Below are 21,185 nucleotides of genomic sequence, written 5' to 3'. Positions count from 1 at the left end.
AATGGGTACATTTTCTAATTGATTGGCGATTGCTGATAGGAGATAGTAATGAACTACGAAGACCGCGATACCTATGGCATATACAAAACCAACCTCCTGCGAGATGCCGACTCCGACGAACAGGGGCCTGGCCCCGACCTGATGGGGGCGGACACACTCATTGGAAATGATGTTTATAACCATAATGAAGAAGACTTGGGAGATATCAAGGAAATCATGTTGGATGTTCGCAGCGGTAGAGTGAGTTATGCGGTTCTATCTTTTGGTGGCTTTCTTACCATGGGAGAAAAACTGTTTGCGGTACCCTGGAATGCATTGACACTCGATACAGTAAATAAGCGTTTCGTATTAAACGTAGAGAAAGAACGCTTGGAAAATGCACCAGGTTTTGACAAGGATAATTGGCCTAATATGGCCGACGAAACCTGGGCAACAGAAATCCATTCGTTCTATGGAACCAAACCGTTCGATTACGATACCGTTCGGAGATAACGTATCGACAAAAGTTAACTGTCCATATCTAAAACGAAGAGTGATGCGCGCCGAGCAAACAACGACGTCAAGATGGGTCGTTGGGGGGGCAAACCCTAAGGCGCGCATTGCGACAGTAACAAGGGTTTAGGGTGGATTGTGTCCACATCAGAACGGCCAAAAGCGGGCGTTCGCCGGTAGCTGCCTGCTGCCTGCCGCAATAGCACTCGCGACCAGCGCTCCTCATTCCTCTTCAGAATTTCCTGCTGGTGACGACAAACTCCGCACATTCCTTTGGTGTCGTGAGTTGTTTATGAAGAAGATTGCTGTCCTGATATTTGCCGTTCTTTTCCTTGCCGGATGCGCCAACCAGAAATTCAAGCCCGAGTATCGTACACAGATCCATACGGTGAAAATTCTCCCGGTCGTATGGAAACCCAAGGAAATGAGTTACATGGGACGTGAACAGGCATGGGGCGCTGCATTGGGCGCAGGAGTCGGCGCTGGCGTAGGAATGGCAGCTGGTGCATCGAACTTGTCCAAAGCTGCTTTGGGAGGGGCCGGATTTGCCATAGGTCTGAAGGCAGGCGACCTGGCTTCGATGTCGACAGTTGATGCGATTCTTTACAACATGGAAACGGCGAATATCAATTTGGGCGAGTTGGTCAAAAAAAGTTTCGAGGAGCAATTGACCGCCACCGGCCGTTTCAAGATCGTGGGTGAAAACGAACCAGCCGATGCGCAGATCGAGTTGACCATCCTGAACTGGGGATTCGCGCTGACTCAAGGCTTCAGCAGTGTGGTGTATCCGACGATTGCCGTGAGCGGTGTCATGAAACGCGGCGAGGAACTGATCTGGCAGCGCAACGAGCCGATCACCGCATTCAACGGCGCCAACACCTATGGCTACACGCCGTTGCGGTATCGCACTGAACCGGAGTTGCTGCGTACTGCGTTGACGGGCGTTTCGCAAATCGTAGATAGCTATCTGGTGAAAGACTTGAACGAGTGATCGACGGTCTGATCGCATCCTGGTTCAAGCGTTGTATCGCCTGGGAGATAATCGACAGATGCGGCAGGTAAACGGGTTGTACGACGAAATCTACTACTTGGCATCGTGTCGTTCAAACACGGGCCCTGTGCAGATATCGCCGATACAAAACTACACCCATGACAACCGAAAGCAACCCAACCCCCGCATTACCCAAAAGCCAAATTGCAAAGTTCCGACTTTGGTCCGCATCCCCCTCGTAGAACGGCCCAAAGTAGCCAGACACTGCCACGAATATCAAATTAAATGCCCCGATAGCCAAGGCAACAATCAGCGTGACGAACAATGCCCCTTTAACAATCTTCATATGACCTTCCAAAACCATATTTCCTTCGACTCGTGGTATGCGGACGGCGAGCTGATCAAGCACGCAAATCAGCTGTTTGGTCTTTGGTCCCATTTTTGAAGTCACCCAAACTGCGGAACGATGGATTTTCCCAGATAATTGACTGCTGCCACGTACTGTCGGCCATTGAGGCTCACCAGCCTAGCGTGGCACTCGCAGCAATAGTCATCGAGGCCGTTCTGATCGTAGTTAAACAGTACCGTCGCCTCTTGAAGCTCTGACGGTGTGAATCCTTCCCGCTCAAGGATTTCCTCGAATCGCGCTCTCAGGGCATTGAGCGCGTTGGACAAATAAAAATGACTTTTCAGCTCCGGAGGGCAGGGGTCTTGTTTCGTCAGATCAACCGCCGCAGCCCTGACGCCCAACGGTCGCAGCGCCACGCTGAGATGGGGATGGACATAGGACAGCGAACTGGCGGCATGGTGAGCGAGGCTATGACACACGCTACCAAGGCGTTTATGGGAAGGCATTCACTGTCCTTGCGAAATGAGGGGCATGGTGAGCGATGGATTCTATGCCTCTGCACGCTCTCCGACAAAAAACGGGTGCCCGCAAGGCACCCGTTTTCATTTATTCCGCCGCCTGCGCCCGCAAGCGCCGGCCGATCACGTCCATCAAGTCACAGCCATCGCGCAACGGAATGGCCAGCAGTTTGGCAAAGTCCGACAGCACCACCGTGTCGCAACCGACCTCGGCGCGGAAGGCGATGTTTTCCAGCACTTGCGTGACCGTGCGAATGCGGTAGTCAGCCATGGCGTGCAGGACGTCGAGTGGAGCTTGGGTGTCGATGAGCAGGGAGGCCGGGATCAGGTCGATTCCGGTGAGGGGCATGTATCTATCCATAGGTGAAACTCCGAATCAGATTTAAAGGGACTGATCCGATCTGCAGGTCGCCAAACCTGGTCGCTTCGTGGGCGATGGGGTGACTATAGGTTTATTCGCTCCAGTGGGGATAGGGGCTATTTCCGAGGTTGGTGTAGGATCTGTATGTAAAGCAGGCGTGATTACTTTGGCCGGAAGCATTGAAATCCGGAACACGTGGCGTCGCGTGTCTGCTTTCGACCCTATACAGATATTCATAACGTTTAGGTTAAGGGGCGCGTACGCGGTCCCAGTGAGAGAAGCGAACGGTTTGAACCGTTTGTTAGGCACGACGTTACTCACTTTTATCTATGTACCTGATAGCGGTGCCAGAAAACGTGATTTTTTCCCAGCCAAGCCCCGAGGAAATAGTAGTGGCGTAACCGTTTAAATGGTTACCGGCGGCGATTGCTGAACCGGTCGTGGTTGCAAAGCCAGCCTGGCCGTACGGTACAGAGTTCTTTCCAGTTAGAACGATGGCGTTGGCCCCGATTCGGGCGGCTTCCTCCTTCATGGCCTCAATGGCAGCGGTCTCAGTTCGAGCCTTTGTGAAGTAGTCGTCGGTTGCAGCGACGCCCTCAACTAGAGCGATGATCTGATACTTCTTTTGAGGTGCTTCCAGCAGTAGAGATATTGAGTCCGGGCTTGTCGGGGGGTAATGCCCATCCTCACCGATCTTGATCGATGTTCCTGAAGTCGAGCATCCAGCGATCAGAGTCGCGAGTATGAAGATCAACGCACTTTTCATGACGCTACCTGCCTAAATGGACTCCAGTCGGTAAACTGCTGAGAGGGGCGCAAAGCCCACTGTGCCCGATCAATTCCGTCATCAGACCAAACATAGCTACTCATTTGTCATCGCACCGTCCAACGGCCTGTCGCGAACGGCTGCAATCGACCCTTAGCTGCCGGTCAGCAACGGTAGATTTCCGCCTAAGGCTCCTGCCAGTCATAATGTGCAAATGATCAAGAGTATCCAGCCCCAGATGTTTGAGACTACAAGGATGCGCAACTAACGGAGTAGTCAAACGGTGATTTTGGTTGTCGAGGGTATCAGTGCCAGCGGGAAAACCACCTGGTGTGCTAAGCATGGAGGGCAACATGTTATTGCTGAAAACGGTCGTTTTGAAAACGAGCCGGATCGGATAAACGATTCATTTGGAGCAGCAGCTTTTTGGGCAGAGCGAAACGTGGATCGCTGGCAAACGGCGCTGGCCATGGAAGACATTTCATCGTGGGCTTTGTGTGACAGTGACCCCCTCAAGCTCCACTACATATGGTGTCTTTGGCAGATCGGCGAGGCGAGCGAACACGATTGGCGAATAGAGTTGGACGCCACAAGAGAAACGATCGCACAAGAACGTATTGGCTTTGCTGACTGTTACATTGTTGGCCGCATAGATCCTCTGCTCGCGCGAGAACGAGCCAAAGCAGACACCACCCGCCGACGGAGTAAGTTCGAGCTACATGTGCGCCTCCAACAGGCTTTGCTGACCTGGTACGCATCTATGGATGAAGTGCTTCCCGGCAGAGTGCGATTTGGGTTTCCTTCCAAAATGCCCACCGTAGAAAAGCTTGAGGGGAGATATTCGGTAACGTCCTTTGATCAAATGATCGCATTGCTCCCCAGAAAATAGTCAGCCCTTTTTGCCGACAGGAATTTGAGAGGCTAATGCATAGATCGTGATTTGACGTGAAGGCAATTTAAAGGCGTATTAGGCAGCCTCTTACGTCCATTGCTGCACGTCCGCTTCTGGCCGCTATCTTCCTGTCGGCAGCAACCGCCCCCTTGCGGTCAATCTTTCTGAGGCGATGAGTTGGATGGTGTATACCAATGAACTTTAGAGTCGACATAAACGTGTTTTTGCTTTTGAGGTGTGAACGGGGTGTCGAGTGTGCCCAGTGCTATCGAAACCCAATCGGAAAATTCGCCTTGAGTGCGTGACCAGAACAAAGTCGAACCACATTGCGCGCAGAACTCTCGTAGCACCGATTCTGAAGAAGAATACGTAGTGATGTGGCTAGCACCGTTAAGTATCCGAAGTGCGCTACGCGGCACGCTACCATACGAAGCGAATGCTGCACCGTGCCCTTTGCGGCATTGATTACAGTGGCAATGACTCACTGCTTTTGGCGTAATCAGGAGCTCATAACTGATGGCTGTGCAAAGGCAGCTTCCCTGATAGATCTCTGTCATGCGTTCGTCCCTGTCGCTGGAAAAGACGTCAGCTTAACCACCTTAATCTGATCAGTCGAACGTCCGCTCCTGGCCGATTGCGGCCTGTCGCGGAGGGGACCGATGTGGGTTCTGTACTGAAGGATGTGGTGATCGACTTTTATCTGCTCGCCAGTCCGGAGATCCTGTGATGGTCGGATACTGGATGACACCAGACGACGAAGCCAATGGTTCTAGCGGCTGACATCCGGGCGGGCAGATAGAGCACGCGATGATGTTTCTACCAGTCTAGGGCCGCCGCCCGGCTCCCATCCAACGCCGCCCCTAGTCGTTGATCTGTAAGCGTTCGGGCAATACACGCTGCTCACCAGTTTTATATTTTGATCAAGGTGACGTGCTCGCCGAATTTAAACTTACTATGCCCCGGAAGAATCATACCGTTTGACAAACCGACGCTCGTCGACCGCGTAACCTTGCCGCTGATAAAAAGTGTAAGCCTGTATTCGGTGGTCACTGCTAGTCACCTCAGCCCGGACGCAAAGTTGCTCTGTAAAAAACGCGTCAGCAGCGGAAACTAGCATTGCCCCTACTCCTTGCCCTCGGAAGTCATCCTCAATGACAAGGGAGGTAATGCGTCCGAGCCTACCCGGCTGATGAAACAGTTCAAGTACGTGTAAACTTATGACGCCGATAATATTTTTACCGTCTTGTGCCAGCAGCACGGTATCGCGAGCGCTAAATTCTAAAGCCTCAAGCTTATCTCGGATTAGCTTTGGCGAGGCTTGGTAGCCTAACTGGCCCAGGAGTTTGGACACCGATTCTGCATCGGTTAGTAAGGCTTTTCGAACTTTCATATTGTTCTCAACTGGATATTGCACAGGCTTGCCCACCATTTTTATTCGACTTGACCTGTCGTTTGCATCGGACTTAACCAGCACTCTTGGTGACTGAGACCGGCAGAAAGCGACCCTTAGCGGACAACTCGCTAAACGCGCGCTCCACCGACAATGAATGGGAATCCGCTGAATTTCCGCCTCGCTCATTGCTCGCCAGTCACTTGACAAAATACCGTACTCGAACTCGGCGCTTTCCAGTGCGTCCTCCAATCCGAGCATCAAGTGGTCACCTTCAATCTGGAGTTCTTTGTAGTCCCGAAAGCGAATCTCCAGATACACCGGATCATCACCTTCTACCTTTAGACCGAAAAGCACGATAGCGGTTACATCTGGTCGGAAGTCGCTGATTTTCCTGACATAAGCAAACAGGTTACTCGTGGATTGTGGCATGACGTCGGTCGCATTGATTGATGGAGGGTAATGACATTCTATATGTCCGCTCTTGGCCGGTTGCTGCCTGTCGGGAAGGGCTGAAAACGACCCGAAGCGGTCATTCGTAGAGTCGCTCTTGCAAGTTTGCTCTCTTATTTTCGATGCCAACTCTCGATACGCGCAATGGTGCGATCCATGAGCTCTACAATTTGGCGAGCGGCAGGTCTTCGTCCCGACATGCGCGATAGTGCCTTGATCTAAGCGTTTCTAATTTACCGGAATTTTCTGGTCTACACTCGCATTAGCATATCTCGATCACAATACACAAGTATCAACTGAGGTTAGGTTATGTCCGATGACGGCTATGGACGCAGCAGGGAAAGTATTTTTTTTCCAGTTTTCAGCATAGGGCAGGCAAAACTGGTGATTGTGTTGCTTCTCCTTTTACTGGTAATGGTCAGCGCCCTTGTGCCCGATACGGCTGAGGGCGGGTGGTTGCTGGTCCAGCAGATGATTTTAGTTTGTTACAAGGATATTGGGAGCATTAGTGAAGGCTCAAGGTATCCATTGGTAATAATGGTTAGTTTTTCTATGGCGATTATTTTGTCATGGATTGCTGCTATTGTGATGTCATTGACTCGTCTTCATATGTATGCATTACAACCTATTGAGAGTAAAAGCTATCTCGTAAGGGTTTTGAGCGTCGGGTTCATGCTAATGCTTTTGTTGGTCCCGCTGTTTCAAGTGTTGCCAAGTAGCGATTTACGTTACTCATATCATGTGCTTAAGACGATGTCGGGAAATCGATTATTGATAACTGGTGGGAGCGTTGCGTATTTTCTGCTCTCTTTGACGTTTTGGGTGTGGATTTTATTTGAGTTTTCTAACTTGCTGGGCCGGAGGTCGCCAACACGTAATTGAACTCTGCCATGGCCAAGCAGCAAGTCGCTGACCGTTTGCAGCCGATCGCAACTGGCTGCTTTTGGCCGATTCTTGCCTGTCGCGAAGTGCTGCAATCGACCCATAGCGGAAAAGGGTGCAACCGACCAACGTCCGAAAGGTTAATTAACTCAATCCAGTACGGGGCGCAGAAAAGTGCGTTCATAGCTCAAGATAAATCTTTGCTGGGTAGCCTCCGCCACCAATCTGATGCACTCCTCGTCCAGCTCGCTTTCTTTGCGATAGCGCTCGTACTCAGCGAGGTTGGCAAAGCTGAACAGGCAGTAAGCAATGTTGTTGGCACCTTCAGCCGGTAGAAAGTAGCCGTGATGCTGGCCGCCCATGCGGGTCACAACACCGATCCACTGGCGGGAATAGCTTTCGAAAGCCGGGAGTTGGTATGGGTCAATGGCATACCTGACATGGCAAGTAATCACTGGTCAGTCCTTTGAGAGGGGTGAGGCCACCATTTTACACTCCCAACGGCGCAACGCCGAGTGGACCGCTTTTGGCTGACTGCTGCTTGTCGCGAGAGGCTGCAACGACCCGCAGCGGACGTTTAGCTGACTAGTGTCAACCATGGCCAGCGCTCCCGATAGCTAGCCGCTTTTTGGTTAAACAAGCTAGGCAGAGGGTTCAGTTCGTTTAGTCTGAGCAGGTTGTTCTGAAGATCGTCCAGGCCGTGTGTGCTGTACAACTCCCCTGTGGAGACATCAACTCCCAGGCAGGTCGAGTTGATCAGATAGCGATCTATGCCATCGGTTACCTTTCTCACTTGAGGATAGGCAACGCCGAATTTGGATTCGTACCACAAGTGAACGCGGGCCTGATTGCGTACCTCTACGTGGACGTTGAGATGGGAACAGGCATGGCGAACCCGTGTGATCACTCGATCCTCGGCTTCCCATGAAAGATCCTCATCGAAATAAGCGATGTCGTAATCCTTGATTCCCCATTCGGCAGGCTGTCCTGCTTGATGATTCCAGAAGGTCTGGAACAGACATCCCGCTGTCAGCATGCAGTGAGGGACTTCCAGCGTCGGCAGGAGCGTCAGCAATTGCTGGTTGATGACATTTCCTTTGGCGATCGCCAGTACTTGCTCGTTGGTCAGTGAATGCATCAATACCCTCCATGGTGACTGGAGGTGAGCTTACCTGACCGAGGCCTTGGGTGAATTATTTAATGTCCGCTTTTGGCCGAAAGCAGACATTACTTCTGCTCCCCAAATCCACAAAATAGGATCACGTTATTCCCAGTTCCGTAGCGTAGAATTTCCAAAATGCCAGCCCCCATCCGAGACGGAACCTCAATGCAAACCCCCACCTCCCAACACCCCCTCTGGCAAACCTACCTCCTATTCCTCGCCCCCATGGTCCTCTCCAACTTCCTCCAATCCATGTCCGGCACCATCAACAGCATCTACATCGGCCAAATGCTCGGCACCCAAGCCCTCGCGGCGGTATCGGGCATGTTCCCGGTGGTGTTCTTCTTCATCGCCCTGGTCATCGGGCTCGGCGCGGGCGCTGGGGTGTTGATCGGGCAAGCCTGGGGCGCTCGCGAGTTGCATTTGGTGAAGGCGATTGCTGGTTCGACGTTGCTGTTGGGGGCGATGATCGGGTTGGTGGCGGCGGTGTTGGGCAGTGTGTTTGCCCGGCCGGCGTTGCAGGGTTTGGGGACGCCGGTGGATGTGCTGGACGATGCGGTGGCGTATGCGCAGGTGATGATGTGGATCTTGCCGTCGCTGTTGGTGTTTGTGTTGTTCACGCAATTGCTGCGTGGGGTGAGCGATACACTGTCGCCATTGTTGGCGCTGGTGGTGTCGACGTGTGTCGGGCTGGCGCTGACGCCGGCGTTGATTCTCGGGTGGTTGGGGTTGCCGCCGATGGGGATTCAGAGTGCGGCGTGGGCGGGGTTGGCGGGTAACTTGTCGGCGATGGGGTGGCTGGCGTGGCGGTTGATTCGCAAGGGGCATCCGTTGGCGCCGGATCGGGAGATGTTGGCGGCGATGCGGCTGGATCTGGAGATCCTCGGCAAGGTGTTGCGCATCGGGCTGCCGACCGGGTTGCAGATGGTGGTGCTGTCGTTGTCGGAACTGGTGATTCTGGCACTGGTGAACCAGCACGGTTCTCAGGCGACGGCGGCGTACGGGGCGGTGACGCAGATCGTCAATTACGTGCAGTTCCCGGCGTTGTCGATCGCGATCACGGCGTCGATCCTCGGTGCGCAGGCCATCGGCGCCGGGCGCATCGAGCGCATGGGGCCGATTTTGCGCACAGGGCTGTTGATCAACGTGTGCCTGACCGGTGGCCTGGTGGTGTTGGGTTACCTGCTGTCGCACTGGTTGCTGGGGTTGTTCCTCACGGATGATTCCACGCGGGCGATGGCCGAACACTTGTTGCACATCATGCTCTGGAGTCTGTTGGTGTTTGGCTTTCAGGCGATTGTCGGCGGCATCATGCGCGCCAGCGGCACGGTGTTGGTGCCGGTGGCGATTTCGATCGTTTGCGTGGTCGGCGTGCAGTTGCCGGTGGCGTATCTGCTGGATGCGCGGTTTGGGTTGCAAGGGGTGTGGATGGCGTTTCCGGTGGCCTATCTGGGCATGCTGATGCTGCAGACGCTGTATTACAAAATGGTCTGGCAGCATCAGAAGATCGAGCGCTTGGTATAGATGGAGCGTCAAACGCTGCTCTTGAGCCAGGTCTCGAAGCGCGTCGGCCCAATGATGGGGTGCTCTCCCGGCGTGAGCGAGTGGTCATCGATCGGTGCGCCGAAGTAGGGGACGGTGTCGTCCGCTTGGGCCTGGCGCGGGTCGTTGGTGTGTTGCAAAAACAGGCGCACGAATTCCACCAGCGGCCAGCGCTCAGGGCCGGCCACTTCCAGGGTCTGGTTGCTCGGCGCTTGCACGGCCACTTTCGCCAGCGCCGTCGCGACATCGACCGCGGCAATCGGTTGTAGCTCGGCGGAGGTCAAACGCACGGTGTCGCCTTCTTGCACGCCTGAATAAGAAATGGCTCCGATGAATTCGAAGAACTGCGTGGCCCGCAGGATTGTGTAAGGGATGCCTGAGTTTTTGATGAGTGTTTCCTGCGCCATTTTCGCCCGGAAGTAACCGCTGTCGAGCATGCGCTCGGTGCCCACCACCGAGAGGGCGACATGGTGTTTGATGCCTGCGGTTTTCTCGGCGGCAAGCAGGTTACGCCCGCTGGTTTCGAAGAATTCGAGCACGGCGGCGTCTTCGAAAGAGGGCGAGTTGGCCACGTCGACCACCACGTCGGCGCCTTGCAGGGCGTCTTGCAATCCTTCGCCGGTGAGGGCGTTGACGCCGGTGCTGGGTGATGCGGCCAGGGTTTCATGTCCCAGGGTTTGCAGGTTTTTGCAGAGGTGTCTGCCGATCAGCCCGGTACCGCCAATGACGACGATTTTCATGTCCAGTCTTCCGATGCGTGTGCAGAGGTTGCGGTGGCTTTAAATCCTGCAACCATTAAAGACCCGGAATACGTGAGAGGGTGACGGGGGCGACGATCGGGTTATCGGAAAAACCCCGCCCTGTTCACAAAAAGATCGGCAAAATGGACTGCTGGCGATGTTATATTGCCGGCCTGTGGCGTAATGCCAGTCAGTTAAGCAATTTCAGCCGCGACGCACTCTACGTAGCAGCTGCCGAGCCTGCGAGGCTGCGTTCGGCTGCGAAGCAGTCGTGAGTCCGGCAGATGCGGTCGGCCTGAGAGACTGCAAGTTCTGATTTTACGACTGCTACGCAGCCGAACGCAGCCTCGCAGGCTCGGCAGCTGCTACGGTTCAGTCAGATCAAACACCGCGCCGAGGATCGGGCGTCAGGTTTCGTTATGCATGGCAGGAGGCGTTACATGCGTTGTGTTCTTTCACTGCTGATCACGCTGGTCTGCGTCCAAGTCGCATGGGCCGAGCCCACGGCTGAGTTGTCGGAACCGGTGGGCGGCTGGCGTTATCACGGCCTGCTGGACCGCAGTGAAAATCCTCGAGTTGCCTATCCCACGCCGCCCATCGACCGGGGTGTGCAGCGCAATCGCACGATGATCGAAGGCCAGCTCAAGGCTCTCGGCACGCTTCGTCCGCCCCACAGCCTGGCGGTCAACGGCAATCCCCTGAATTTGTACACCGACGACCAAGGGCGTTTTGTCCGGCCGTATGCGTTCGGCGCCGGGTCCAACAGCGTCGAAGTACGCAGTTCCGAGGGCAAGTCGCTCAAGCGCGTTCAATTCTATGAAGCCAACAACCTGCGCACGCCGGCGCGAATTCGCGTGGTGCTGGGTTGGGACGATCCCAAGGCCGAACTCGATCTGCACATCATTACCCCCGACGGCCAGCATGCATTCTGGGCTCGCCCGGCGATGAGCAATGGCGGCGGGCTGGACCCGGACGGGGTCGATGGCCCCGGCCCGGAAATGTTCACCATGACCGCGCCGATGCATGGCACCTACCTGGTTTACGTGAACTATTGGGGCAACTTCGGCAGCGGCGGCTATAACTTCGATGAGACCAGCAACCAGAACGAGGTGATCACCTCGCAAATCAATCTGGTGCTCAACGAAAATACCGTCGACGAAAAACGCGAGACCTTCATCGTGCCTTTGCGGGCGATCGGCGACCTGCTGCTGGTCAAGACTTTCAACTATTAAACATCCCGCACCACGGATGAATTGGGTTTGTGAACATGAGTGATAAGACTGTTTCCCCGGCCGCCGACGCACCTGCTGCCAAAACTCCTCGTCGTTGGCCGGCGCTGCTGATCGGGCTGTGCCTGGTGGCCGGGGTGGCAGGCGGGTTAGGGTGGTTCCTGAACAAACCCAAGGCTCCGCCTGCGCAACTGGCGAGTGACAAACTGGGCATGAGCCGGCCGGACGGTTTGCTCGAAACCCATTCCCTGAGCCAACTGCCCAAGGATCTGCTGGCGGTGCCGTTTCTCAAGGAAACCCTCACCGAAGATTTCGTCTTCTATTACGAAGCCCACGCCGACCGTCTCGGCTTGATTGGCAGTCTGCGGCGGATCATTTACGAGCATGACCTGAAGTTGCAGGACAGCCTGATCGAGCAACTCTTCGATCAACCGGCGGATGTGGCGCTGTGGCGCGGGGCGGATGGGCGTCTCAAGGATTTCCTGTTGGTGATGGATCGCGGCGGGCTGGCCAAGGTGCTGGAGCCGCTGGCGAAAGTGGCGCTGGGTGATACGCAGCTGAGCAAACTCAGCGAGGTAAAAGTCGGCACCGATGCCGTCACGCTTTATCAGCTCAACTACAACGCCAGCAAGTCATTGGTGTTCGCCTCCCATGGCGACAAACTGGTGGTGCTGTCCAATCCGGCCAAGCTCTACGATCCGGAAAACGGCGCCTCGGAGGACACCGGCAGCGTTTCGACCAAAGCCATCGCCGCCTTGCTCAACGGCGACAAACTGTTCCCCGAAGCCTTCGGCCTGCCACCGCGTACGCCCGAGGTAAAACAGCGCCTCTCGGTCAATTCCAGCGTTCTCGCCATGGGTTACCAGCGCTTCATCCCGAACTTCGCCGGCCTGCGTTTCGACATGGACGACAAGGGCTGGCACAGCTTCCTCGCCATGGACGAACTGGAAAATCAGCCAGACTTCGACTTCAAACCGATCTGGCAAGCCATGCCGATGGGCGCCAGCGCCTGCGTGGCCTTGCCATTGGCCGCCGAGCAACAGAAACCGCTGCTGGTGAAACTTGGTGCCGACGACGCCGTGGCCCAAGCCCTGACCGAACAGATGGCCGGTGCCGCGGGCTTGTGCTGGTACGCCGATTCGCGGCTGTACACGCCGCTGCTGGTGGCCAGCTTGAACGACGATGAGAGCGCCAAACTCGACGGCGACCTGGGCAACCTGTTCGGCTCGATGGTGGGTGCCTATGAAGGCAAAGTCCCTGATCAGGCGTTCCCGGTGGTCGAAAAACAGGAAGGTCAGACCCATCAGTGGCAGCGCCAGGTCAGCTCCAACTTCGGTCCCTATAAGGCCAAGGATGCCGAGCAACCGGACGCGATCACCGGCAAAGCCTTTATGCGCGTAAGCCTGGCTCGCCACGGTTCGACGCTGTTGTTCTCCCTCGACGACAAACTGGTCGACAAAGCCCTCGGCACCCTCGACAAACGCTTCCCTCCGCTGGCTGACGTGCTGCCGAAAGACCTGCTGATGCCGATCTATTTCGGCCCGGATTCCATGGCGCAACTGATGCAGCAGGAAACCCTCGACAGCCTGCCGCAAGACATGGAGCCGGTGTTTTACAACGCCGCGCAAACCTACCTGATCCCGAAACTGCGCACCCTCGGCGGCTATGGCAAATATGCTCTGACCTTGCCCAAAGGCAGCGAGCCCGACGGCCATTGGCAGTGGCTGCCGCTGGAGTGGAAAGCCCTGTGACCGCACTCATCCGAGGCCTCGGCCTGTTGGCGTTGTTGCTGGGGACTCGCACCTTTGCCAGCGAAGCCCCGGCGCTCGACCCGCAGCAATCCCAGGTATTCCGCGCCTGGTTCGTGCGCATCGCCCAGGAACAACTGACCCAAGGCCCGAGCCCGCGCTGGTATCAGCAGGACTGCGCCGGGCTGGTGCGGTTTGCCGCCAACGAAGCGCTGAAAGTCCATGACGACAAATGGCTGCGCAGCAATGGCCTGTCCAATCGCTACTTGCCGCCGGAACTGCAACTGAGCGACGCCCAACGCGGCCTCGCCCAGCAATGGCAGCAGGGCGGCGGCAAGGTCGGGCCCTACGTCAACGCGATCAAACTGATTCAGTTCAACAGTCACTTGGTCGGTCGCGATCTGGCCCAGGCCCGGCCCGGCGACTTGATGTTTTTCGATCAGGGCGACGACCAGCACCTGATGATCTGGATGGGCCGTTTCATCGCCTATCACACCGGCACCACCACCCCCACCGACAACGGCATGCGCTCCGCAAGCCTGCAACAACTCATGACATGGAAGGACACCCGATGGATACCCGACGCAGCCAACCCCAACTTCATCGGCGTCTATCGATTGAACTTCCTCTCCCAATGATCGGTGCCCGCATGCTGCGCATTTGCTCTCGAATTCCACTGCTGCTGGCGCTGCTGGCGCCTTTAACCACGGTCAATGCCGAAGACACTGTCGAGCCGAGCGGCTATACACCGGTGGCCGGTGAGAGTTTCTTCCTGCTGGCCGACAGCAGTTTCGCCAGCGACGAACAGGCGATGGTTCGCCTCGAAGCGCCGGGCCGTGACTATCGCCGGTTTCGCATGGAGCCTTACGGCGGCGCGGACATTCGTGTGTATCGCATCGACAAGCCGCTGGATTTTCTCAAGCGCCAGAAGAACCTGCACCGCGTGGTCAGCGATGGCCAGTTCAAGGGCGAAGGCCTGTCGAACACTCTCGCGTACCTGTGGGACAACTGGTATCGCAAATCCCGTCGGGTGATGCAACGGGCGTTTTCCTACGAGTCGCGCAAACAAGTTACCGAGGAAGTGCCGGAGCTGAAGATGGGCACCGCCATCGCCGCGCCAACGCCCTACGACGCTCAGCCGCAATTCGCCTTGATTCCGGGCCTGCCGGTGGTCAGTCAATTCCGTTATCCGCTGTGGCAAGCCAAACCGATCCAGCCGCCTGAGGGTGTGAACCTGGCCGGCTCTTCCAGCGAGTTCGTCAGTGTCTCGCCGGGCAACGTGTACATCCCGTTGGGCAACCTGAAACCGGGCCTGTATCTGGTGGAAGCGTTGATCGGCAAATACCGCGCGACCACCATGGTTTTCGTCTCTAACACCGTGGCCGTGAGCAAGATTGCCGGCGATGAATTGCTGGTGTGGGCCGCGCGCAAACACGAAGGCAGTTCGGTGCCCAAGGTCAATGTGCTGTGGACCGACGGCCTGGGCGTGATGAGCAGTGGCGCGACTGACGTCGACGGTTTGCTGCGTCTGAAACACGTGAGCCCGGAGCGTTCGTTCGTGATCGGCGAAGACGAAGAGGGCGGGGTGTTCGTCTCCGAGAACTTCTATTACGACAGCGAAATCTACGACACCAAACTCTATGCCTTCACCGACCGCCCGCTGTATCGGCCAGGGGATTGGGTGTCGCTGAAAATCGTCGGTCGCGAGTTCAAGAATGCGCGGGACTCCGTGGCACCGAGCGCTGCCGACGTCAACGTCACCATACTCGACGCCACTGGCACTGCGCTGCAATCGCTGGCGCTGAAACTCGATTCCAAGGCCGGTACCCAGGGCCGTTTCCAGTTGCCGGACAACGCGGTGGCGGGCGGTTATGAACTGCGTTTCAGCTACAAGGATCAGGCCTACAGCAGTGCCTTCCGTGTCGCTGAATACATCAAGCCGCACTTCGAGATTTCCCTGAACCTGGCCAAGCAGGATTACCGCACCGGCGAACCGGTGAAGGGCAGTCTGGTGTTGCTGTACCCGGACGGCAAGCCGGTGGCCAATGCCAAGGTGAGCCTGAGCTTGCGCGCCCAACAATTGTCGATGGTCGATAACGAACTGCAATACCTCGGGCAATTCCCGGTGGAGTTGACCAGCGCCGAACTGACCACCGATTCCAAGGGCAACGCGAGCCTCGATCTGCCCGCCGCCGAGAAACCGAGCCGCTACATGCTCACCGTGTTCGCCAGTGACGGCGCGGCGTATCGGGTCAAGACCACCAAGGAAATCCTCATCGACCGCGGTGCTGCGAGCTTCCGCTTGAGCGCGCCGCAACGGTTCAGCGCGGTGGGCGGCAAGGTTGCATTCAGCTATGCCAACGAAGGTGGCAGCGAGCAGAGCAAAGCGGTCAACCCGAGCAGCTACAGCTGGGTGCGACTCGAAGATCAAACCACTGGCGAAGGTAAACTCGGCGCCAAAGATAAAGGCTTCACTCTGGCCTTCGACCGCCCGGGCACTTACAACCTGACACTGAAGGATGACCATGGCCGCGTACTTGGCGCGACCGGTCATTCGGTCACTGGTGATGGCGTCAAAGCCGTGCCCGGTACCGTGGGAATCGTCCTCGACAAGCCCGAGTACAAGGCCGGCGAAGAAGCCCTCGCATTGATCACTTTCCCCGAGCCGATCATTGATGCGCTGTTGTCGCTTGAGCGTGACAAGGTCGAGGCCACCGCGCTGCTGTCCAAGGGCAGCGACTGGCTGAAGATGGAAAAAATCAGCGACACCCAATACCGCGCGCGCATCCTGGTGAAGGACAACTTCGCGCCGAACCTGACGTTCTCGGTTCTTTACACCAAGGGTGGCCAATACAGCTTCCAGAACGCTGGCATCAAGGTGATCGCGCCGCAAATCGACGTGGCAATCACCACCGACAAAGAGGCATATCAGCCCGGCGATACCGTGTCGGTTGACCTGACCACTCAGTTCGCCGGCAAGCCGATTCCGGCGCACCTGACGGTCAGCGTGGTCGATGAAATGGTCTACGCGCTGCAACCGGAAGTCGCCCCGACCATCGATCAATTCTTCTATCACCCGCGCCGCAACAACGTGCGCACCAGCGCCAGTTTATCGTTCATCAGCTACGACGTGGCATTGCCGGGCAGCCCTGGCGCGCCGGGTAAAGCCAATCGCAGCGAGCGTGGCGTGAAAGTGCTGGAGCGGCCGCGTCGCGAAGACGTCGACACCGCCGCGTGGCAGCCTGAATTGATCACCGATGCGAATGGCAAAACCCGCTTTACCTTCAAAATGCCGGACTCTCTGACCCGCTGGCGCATCACCGCCCGGGCCATCGCCGATGACGGCCAGGTCGGGCAGAAGAAGCAGTTCGTTCGCTCGGAAAAACCGCTGTACCTGAAGTGGAGCGGCCCGAGCAAATTCCGCAACGGCGACAAACCGGATCTCGGTGTGTTCGCGTTCAGTCAGGCCGAGAAACCGGTCAAGGCTGAGCTGGTGATTCATTACGCTGGCGCCGAACAACGTGTGCCGGTCACGTTGAACAACGGCATCAACTACATCGCATTGCCAGCGTTCACAGTGGCCAATGGCGAGTGGACCGCCGAGCTGGTGCAGGACGGCAAAACCGCGGATGCCCTGGCCGTGCGTCTGACCGCGACCGGCGAAGGCTGGCAGGTGACTCAGAGTCAAAGTCTGGACGTGGCCAGCGGTGATACGCCGCTGACCTTGCCGGCAGACGCCACGGATATTCGTCTGCGTCTGGATGACAGTCCGCAAGCGCTGTTCCGTTCGGCGCTTGATGATCTGCTGAGCTATCCGTACGGCGGCGTCGAACAAACCGCCAGCCGTTTGCTGCCGCTGAGCATCGCTTATCCGACCTTGTCGTCGAACCCGCAGATCCGCGATCGCTTGCGTTTGACCATGCAAAACAGCCGCCTGCGCTTGGTGCAAATGGCCGGCCCATCGGCGAGCTTCACCTGGTGGGGCTATGACGGTGAGCCAGATGCGTTCCTCACCGCGTATGCCTATTACGCCGACTGGCACGCCAGCAAAGCACTGGAACTGAGCTTGCCGCCGGAGCATTGGCAGCGGGTGCTGGAGGTGTACGCCAAGCAGTCGCAGAACACGCCGCTGTTGCAGCGGGCCTTGATTCTGTCGTTTGCCAAACAGATGCAATTGCCGGTGAACACACTGCTCAGCGGTTTGATCGACGACCTGGTGAAAGCCGGCGAAGGCCATGCGGCGAGCATGATGGACGACGGCGCAGAGAGCCTGGTCATGAACGATCCGGATTCGGCATTGGGACTGGCCAGCGCTCGAGTGCTGACTGCATCCTTGGCGCGTCAGGCCAAGGTCAATCTGCCGTCGGCGTTCAATGGTCAATTGGAGGCTGCGCAACAACACGTGGCCGCCAGCTCTCAACCGTTTGTCGAAGCGCTGAACCTGTCGCTGCAAGCCTTCGATCAGGCGCATGCGCCAGCGTTGCTGCAACGTCTGTTGCCGCAGCAATCGACCCTGGAACGCGCCTTGGCGCTGACCTGGCTGCAACGCAGCATCGAACAGGCCTCACCGACCATCGCACTGGCACCGGGTGAAGGCTGGAAGAAAGAGCACGGTGATACCGGTGAGATGTATTGGACGTGGCAGGGTTCTGCGCCCGTGCCGACGATGTTGTCGCTGACCGGGGAGCAAGAACGCCCGCTTCGCGCCGCGTTGAGCTTCCAGAGCAAGCAACCGCCGGTGGCCCCGATGGCCGTGACCATCACCCGTCGCCTGTCGCGATTGGTGCCGGGTGACGAAGCGTTCGAATTCAAACTCGAAGCGGTCGGCAGCAAACCGTTGTCCAGCGACAGCCTGTACCTGGACGAACTGATCATCACCAGCAAAGCCGCGAAGCCGCTGCGCTACGGCATGCTCGAAGTGCCGCTGCCACCGGGCGCGGACGTCGAGCGCACCACGTGGGGCATCAAGCTGATGGGCAAGACCGGCACTGAGCCGACTGCGCTGGAGAAGGCCCGTTTCGAACCGGGGCAAATGGCCTACGCGATCCCGGTGGATGCCTTGAGCGGTGAGTTGCGCCTGCGTCATCTGGTGCGCTTCTCGCAAAAGGGTCAGTTCAATCTGCCGCCGGTGCGATTCACTCAGGTCTACGCACCGCAGAACCAGGCTCAGGAACAGAAACCGGCGCTCGGTCAGGTCACGGTTCACTGATATGCCTCGGCGTTTGGTCTGGTTGTTGCTGTGTTTGATGCCTGCGCTAGCGACAGCGCAGGACGAGCCGTTGCGCCTGGGCTTCAAGGGTGAATGGCTTTCATTGAGCCGGACTCAGGTGATCGCGCGCGAGCCATTGCCAGCTGATCTGCAGACGCCGCTGGGCAGTTTGTGGAAGCTGTTTGTCTACGGCTGGCTAGTGGACACCGGCGCGCGTGAACCGGCTTATGAATGTCGCGGGCAATCGAAGGAAGAGGTTTATTGCTGCACCGCGGGCGGCAAGATCGATCGCGATCAGGCGTTGGTGAAGTCCTGCGGCTTGTACTTTGAGCCTGCGCGTCTGGGCATTGCTGGCGCTGAGTGGCGCGAGTATTGGCAGGCGAGACAAGCACCGAAGTGGTTGCTGGATTTGCCGTCGTTGCAACCGCAGACCCGGGTTTCGGTGGCTGAGTTGCTGAAGGTATTGGCCGTGATGCCGGCGCAGGATCAGGCCCGAAGGGTGTTGCTCGATGTGGTGCTGAATGCTGCTGACGGCAATGTTGTGGGCGAACTCGGTGGCCGGTTGCGGGTGAAAACCTGGAGCTGGCTGGGGGATCAGGATCCTTCATCGCGTCAGGGCGGATTTGCTGGCTGGACGGCGGATGGCACACCGATCTGGGCCGGTGGGCGCGGCACCAGTCAAATGGTCTTGCGCAATTACGGTCAGGCACTGGCGACGGTGTTGCCTTCGTCTTGGCCCGCCGAGGCGGGGAAGTGCGTCGAGGTCGGCCTGTTCGCGCGTTATCCGCTGAAACGCGTGCTGTCGGGGGATCGCGTGTTAGCGCCCGGGCCCTTGCAAGGCGACTATCGCGTCGAGTTCACCAACGGCAATCAACTGGATATTCACAGCGACGGCGAGTTGTTCTTGCTCAAAGACAAACTGGTCGCTCGCCTCGACCGCGAAGAATACGTCGCCCGCGTCCTGCAGCGCGAAGCCAGACCGGAACCTGCCGAAGCCGCCAAAGCCCTGAGCGTCGCGATCCGCACCTACCTGCTGCAAAACGCTACCCGCAACGGCGACTGCCTGAGCATCGATGACAGCAGCAGTCGACAGCGCGTCGCCCCACGCCCGGCCGCGCCTGAGTCGCGCAACATCGCTGCGTGGACCAGCGATCTGGTCCTCGCCGGCAGCACCGTCACCTATCACTCCGACCAACCGGGGCCGGACAAACTCTCCTGGCAGCAAGCCGTCGAACAGGCCAACGCCGGTCAACGCTACGACGCCATCCTGCTGCACGCTTATCCGCGCGCCAGCCTCAGCCGCTGGGACAATCCCGTCGCTTCCTGCGAAGCGCTGCCCGCCGCCCGAGACTGGCTGCTCAGCCAACGCCGCGGCTGGCGTCAACGCCTCGAAAGTGAGATCGGCTACAACGAAGTCGGCACTTTCGCCGTCTGCCGATTGGCCTTCGGCCGTCCTTTTGTCGACCGCGAACGCCAGCGCATCTACGTGCGCGGCGTGCTGTCGCTGCAAGACCGCCTCGACCTGACCCACGAATACCTGCACCTGGCCTTCGAAGCACACCCCAACGGCCAGGATGAAACCTACATCGAAGGGCTCGCCCGCCACCTCTTGCTGGAATAGGCCATGAAACTCCGTTACCCACAGGTCCTCCTGTTCCTTTGTTCTTTTTGCGTATGGCCGACCACGTTCGCCGCCGATAGCGCGGTCAAACTCGACACGCCCGTCGGCGGCTGGCACACGGGCGCGCCCGAAGGTGAAGGCGAAAACTTCCGTCAGCCAGTCAATTACCCGGCGTCCTCGGTCAACACACCGGTGGGGCAGGCCAAGACTGCTCGCATCACCGGCCAGATCAAATCCGCCCCCAAGGGCAATGAGCCCGGAAAACTCATCGTCAACGGCGTCAGCATGCCGCTGAAAATCGACCCCGCCGGCCGCTACGATCGCCCGTTCTCATTCCCCAACGGCAGCAACAGCGTTGAGGTCCGCAGCCCCGATGGGCAACAACGCCACCGCACCCAGTTCCTCAACACCAGCGGCGGCGCCACCCCGGCCAAGTTGCGCGTGCTGCTGGCCTGGGACAGCGACGGCACCGACCTCGACCTGCATGTCGTCACGCCCGACGGCGGCCACATCTGGTACGGCGACCGCGTCGCGGCCAACGGCGGCGCACTCGACGTCGACGTCACCACCGGCTACGGCCCGGAAATCTTCGCCATGCCTGTTCCGATCAAGGGGCAGTATCAGGTGTACGTGAACTACTACGGTGGTGGGTATCGCAGTGATGAGGAGGGGCAGGAAGAGGCACAGCAGGCGCTGACCACTGCGCACATCACGGTGATTACGGAGGAGGGGACGCCGAACGAGAAGATGGAAACGTTCCTGGTGCCGATGCGGGCGGTGGGGGAGTTGACGTTGGTTAAGGGGTTTAGTTATCCGAGAATGAAATAGTCGCAGCAGTGC

General features: G+C 57.6%; 20 protein-coding genes. 11 read left to right on the top strand and 9 right to left on the bottom strand.

Annotation, left to right across the window (positions count from 1 at the left end; translation table 11 throughout):
- Positions 1-48: 48 nt before the first annotated feature.
- Positions 49-492, top strand: coding sequence for a PRC-barrel domain-containing protein (locus NHU87_RS14140; RefSeq protein ID WP_253549375.1), 444 nt, complete (start codon positions 49-51; stop codon positions 490-492).
- A 292-nt stretch (positions 493-784) separates the two neighbouring features.
- Positions 785-1,483, top strand: coding sequence for a hypothetical protein (locus NHU87_RS14135; protein WP_253549373.1), 699 nt, complete (start codon positions 785-787; stop codon positions 1,481-1,483).
- A 112-nt stretch (positions 1,484-1,595) separates the two neighbouring features.
- Here the strand turns inward: NHU87_RS14135 and NHU87_RS14130 are convergent, their stop codons facing one another.
- The 4 genes from NHU87_RS14130 to NHU87_RS14115 all read right to left on the bottom strand — a co-directional run bounded on the left by NHU87_RS14130 (position 1,596) and on the right by NHU87_RS14115 (position 3,477).
- A complete protein-coding gene (locus tag NHU87_RS14130) occupies positions 1,596-1,829 on the bottom strand; it encodes a hypothetical protein (protein WP_253549370.1) in 234 nt (77 codons plus the stop codon).
- Positions 1,830-1,930: 101 nt separating this feature from the next.
- Positions 1,931-2,338 carry a hypothetical protein gene (locus tag NHU87_RS14125; protein ID WP_253549367.1) on the bottom strand — a complete coding sequence of 136 codons (408 nt, stop codon included), beginning with the start codon at positions 2,336-2,338 and terminating at the stop codon, positions 1,931-1,933.
- A 100-nt stretch (positions 2,339-2,438) separates the two neighbouring features.
- Positions 2,439-2,711, bottom strand: a complete 273-nt coding sequence (locus tag NHU87_RS14120) for a hypothetical protein (RefSeq protein ID WP_253549365.1) — start codon at positions 2,709-2,711, stop codon at positions 2,439-2,441.
- A 313-nt stretch (positions 2,712-3,024) separates the two neighbouring features.
- Positions 3,025-3,477 carry a YbjQ family protein gene (locus tag NHU87_RS14115; protein WP_253549362.1) on the bottom strand — a complete coding sequence of 151 codons (453 nt, stop codon included), beginning with the start codon at positions 3,475-3,477 and terminating at the stop codon, positions 3,025-3,027.
- Positions 3,478-3,760: 283 nt separating this feature from the next.
- Between NHU87_RS14115 and NHU87_RS14110 the strand changes: the two genes are divergently transcribed.
- On the top strand, positions 3,761-4,366 hold the full coding sequence (locus NHU87_RS14110) for a hypothetical protein (protein ID WP_253549359.1): 606 nt from the start codon (positions 3,761-3,763) through the stop codon (positions 4,364-4,366).
- A gap of 158 nt (positions 4,367-4,524) precedes the next feature.
- On the opposite strand, the gene NHU87_RS14105 is transcribed toward NHU87_RS14110, so the two are convergent.
- Both NHU87_RS14105 and NHU87_RS14100 read right to left on the bottom strand, forming a co-directional pair.
- Positions 4,525-4,926: a GFA family protein gene (locus tag NHU87_RS14105; RefSeq protein ID WP_253549355.1), complete on the bottom strand. Its 402-nt coding sequence runs from the start codon at positions 4,924-4,926 to the stop codon at positions 4,525-4,527.
- A 395-nt stretch (positions 4,927-5,321) separates the two neighbouring features.
- Complete coding sequence (locus tag NHU87_RS14100; protein ID WP_253549353.1) at positions 5,322-6,191, bottom strand: GNAT family N-acetyltransferase; 870 nt, start codon at positions 6,189-6,191, stop codon at positions 5,322-5,324.
- A 330-nt stretch (positions 6,192-6,521) separates the two neighbouring features.
- Here NHU87_RS14100 and NHU87_RS14095 point away from each other — a divergent pair, with 330 nt between their 5' ends.
- Complete coding sequence (locus NHU87_RS14095; RefSeq protein ID WP_253549351.1) at positions 6,522-7,094, top strand: hypothetical protein; 573 nt, start codon at positions 6,522-6,524, stop codon at positions 7,092-7,094.
- Positions 7,095-7,243: 149 nt separating this feature from the next.
- Here the strand turns inward: NHU87_RS14095 and NHU87_RS14090 are convergent, their stop codons facing one another.
- Together NHU87_RS14090 and NHU87_RS14085 are read right to left on the bottom strand one after the other, a co-directional pair.
- Positions 7,244-7,549 (bottom strand): NIPSNAP family protein, encoded by a 306-nt coding sequence (locus NHU87_RS14090; RefSeq protein WP_253549348.1) that lies wholly within the window; start codon positions 7,547-7,549, stop codon positions 7,244-7,246.
- Positions 7,550-7,671: 122 nt separating this feature from the next.
- Positions 7,672-8,232, bottom strand: coding sequence for a nucleotidyltransferase family protein (locus tag NHU87_RS14085; protein ID WP_253549345.1), 561 nt, complete (start codon positions 8,230-8,232; stop codon positions 7,672-7,674).
- A 189-nt stretch (positions 8,233-8,421) separates the two neighbouring features.
- Here NHU87_RS14085 and NHU87_RS14080 point away from each other — a divergent pair, with 189 nt between their 5' ends.
- Positions 8,422-9,780, top strand: coding sequence for an MATE family efflux transporter (locus tag NHU87_RS14080; RefSeq protein WP_253549341.1), 1,359 nt, complete (start codon positions 8,422-8,424; stop codon positions 9,778-9,780).
- Between the two features lie 8 nt (positions 9,781-9,788).
- Here NHU87_RS14080 and NHU87_RS14075 read toward each other — a convergent pair whose 3' ends face one another.
- Entirely contained in the window at positions 9,789-10,538 is a 750-nt protein-coding gene (locus NHU87_RS14075; protein WP_253549338.1) for an SDR family oxidoreductase, read from the bottom strand.
- A 440-nt stretch (positions 10,539-10,978) separates the two neighbouring features.
- Here NHU87_RS14075 and NHU87_RS14070 point away from each other — a divergent pair, with 440 nt between their 5' ends.
- Genes NHU87_RS14070 through NHU87_RS14045 form a run of 6 tightly spaced genes read left to right on the top strand, consistent with a single transcriptional unit; the run spans position 10,979 to position 21,173 of the window.
- Positions 10,979-11,770 (top strand): YfaP family protein, encoded by a 792-nt coding sequence (locus NHU87_RS14070; protein ID WP_253549335.1) that lies wholly within the window; start codon positions 10,979-10,981, stop codon positions 11,768-11,770.
- Positions 11,771-11,805: 35 nt separating this feature from the next.
- Positions 11,806-13,518 (top strand): DUF2138 domain-containing protein, encoded by a 1,713-nt coding sequence (locus tag NHU87_RS14065; protein WP_253549332.1) that lies wholly within the window; start codon positions 11,806-11,808, stop codon positions 13,516-13,518.
- Positions 13,515-14,153 carry a DUF1175 domain-containing protein gene (locus NHU87_RS14060; RefSeq protein WP_409373040.1) on the top strand — a complete coding sequence of 213 codons (639 nt, stop codon included), beginning with the start codon at positions 13,515-13,517 and terminating at the stop codon, positions 14,151-14,153. The genes NHU87_RS14065 and NHU87_RS14060 overlap by 4 nt, the downstream gene beginning before the upstream one ends.
- On the top strand, positions 14,150-18,724 hold the full coding sequence (locus NHU87_RS14055) for an alpha-2-macroglobulin family protein (protein WP_253549573.1): 4,575 nt from the start codon (positions 14,150-14,152) through the stop codon (positions 18,722-18,724). Before NHU87_RS14060 ends, NHU87_RS14055 begins: the two co-directional genes overlap by 4 nt.
- Before the next feature lies 1 nt (position 18,725).
- A complete protein-coding gene (locus NHU87_RS14050) occupies positions 18,726-20,345 on the top strand; it encodes a DUF2300 domain-containing protein (protein ID WP_253549330.1) in 1,620 nt (539 codons plus the stop codon).
- A 3-nt stretch (positions 20,346-20,348) separates the two neighbouring features.
- On the top strand, positions 20,349-21,173 hold the full coding sequence (locus NHU87_RS14045; RefSeq protein WP_253549327.1) for a YfaP family protein: 825 nt from the start codon (positions 20,349-20,351) through the stop codon (positions 21,171-21,173).
- The last annotated feature ends 12 nt before the right edge of the window (positions 21,174-21,185 follow it).

The organism is Pseudomonas mandelii, assembly GCF_024138395.1.
Lineage (GTDB): Bacteria > Pseudomonadota > Gammaproteobacteria > Pseudomonadales > Pseudomonadaceae > Aquipseudomonas > Aquipseudomonas mandelii_E.
The sequence above is the reverse complement of the archived record's forward strand: the minus strand, read 5'-3'. Positions and strand labels throughout refer to the sequence as shown.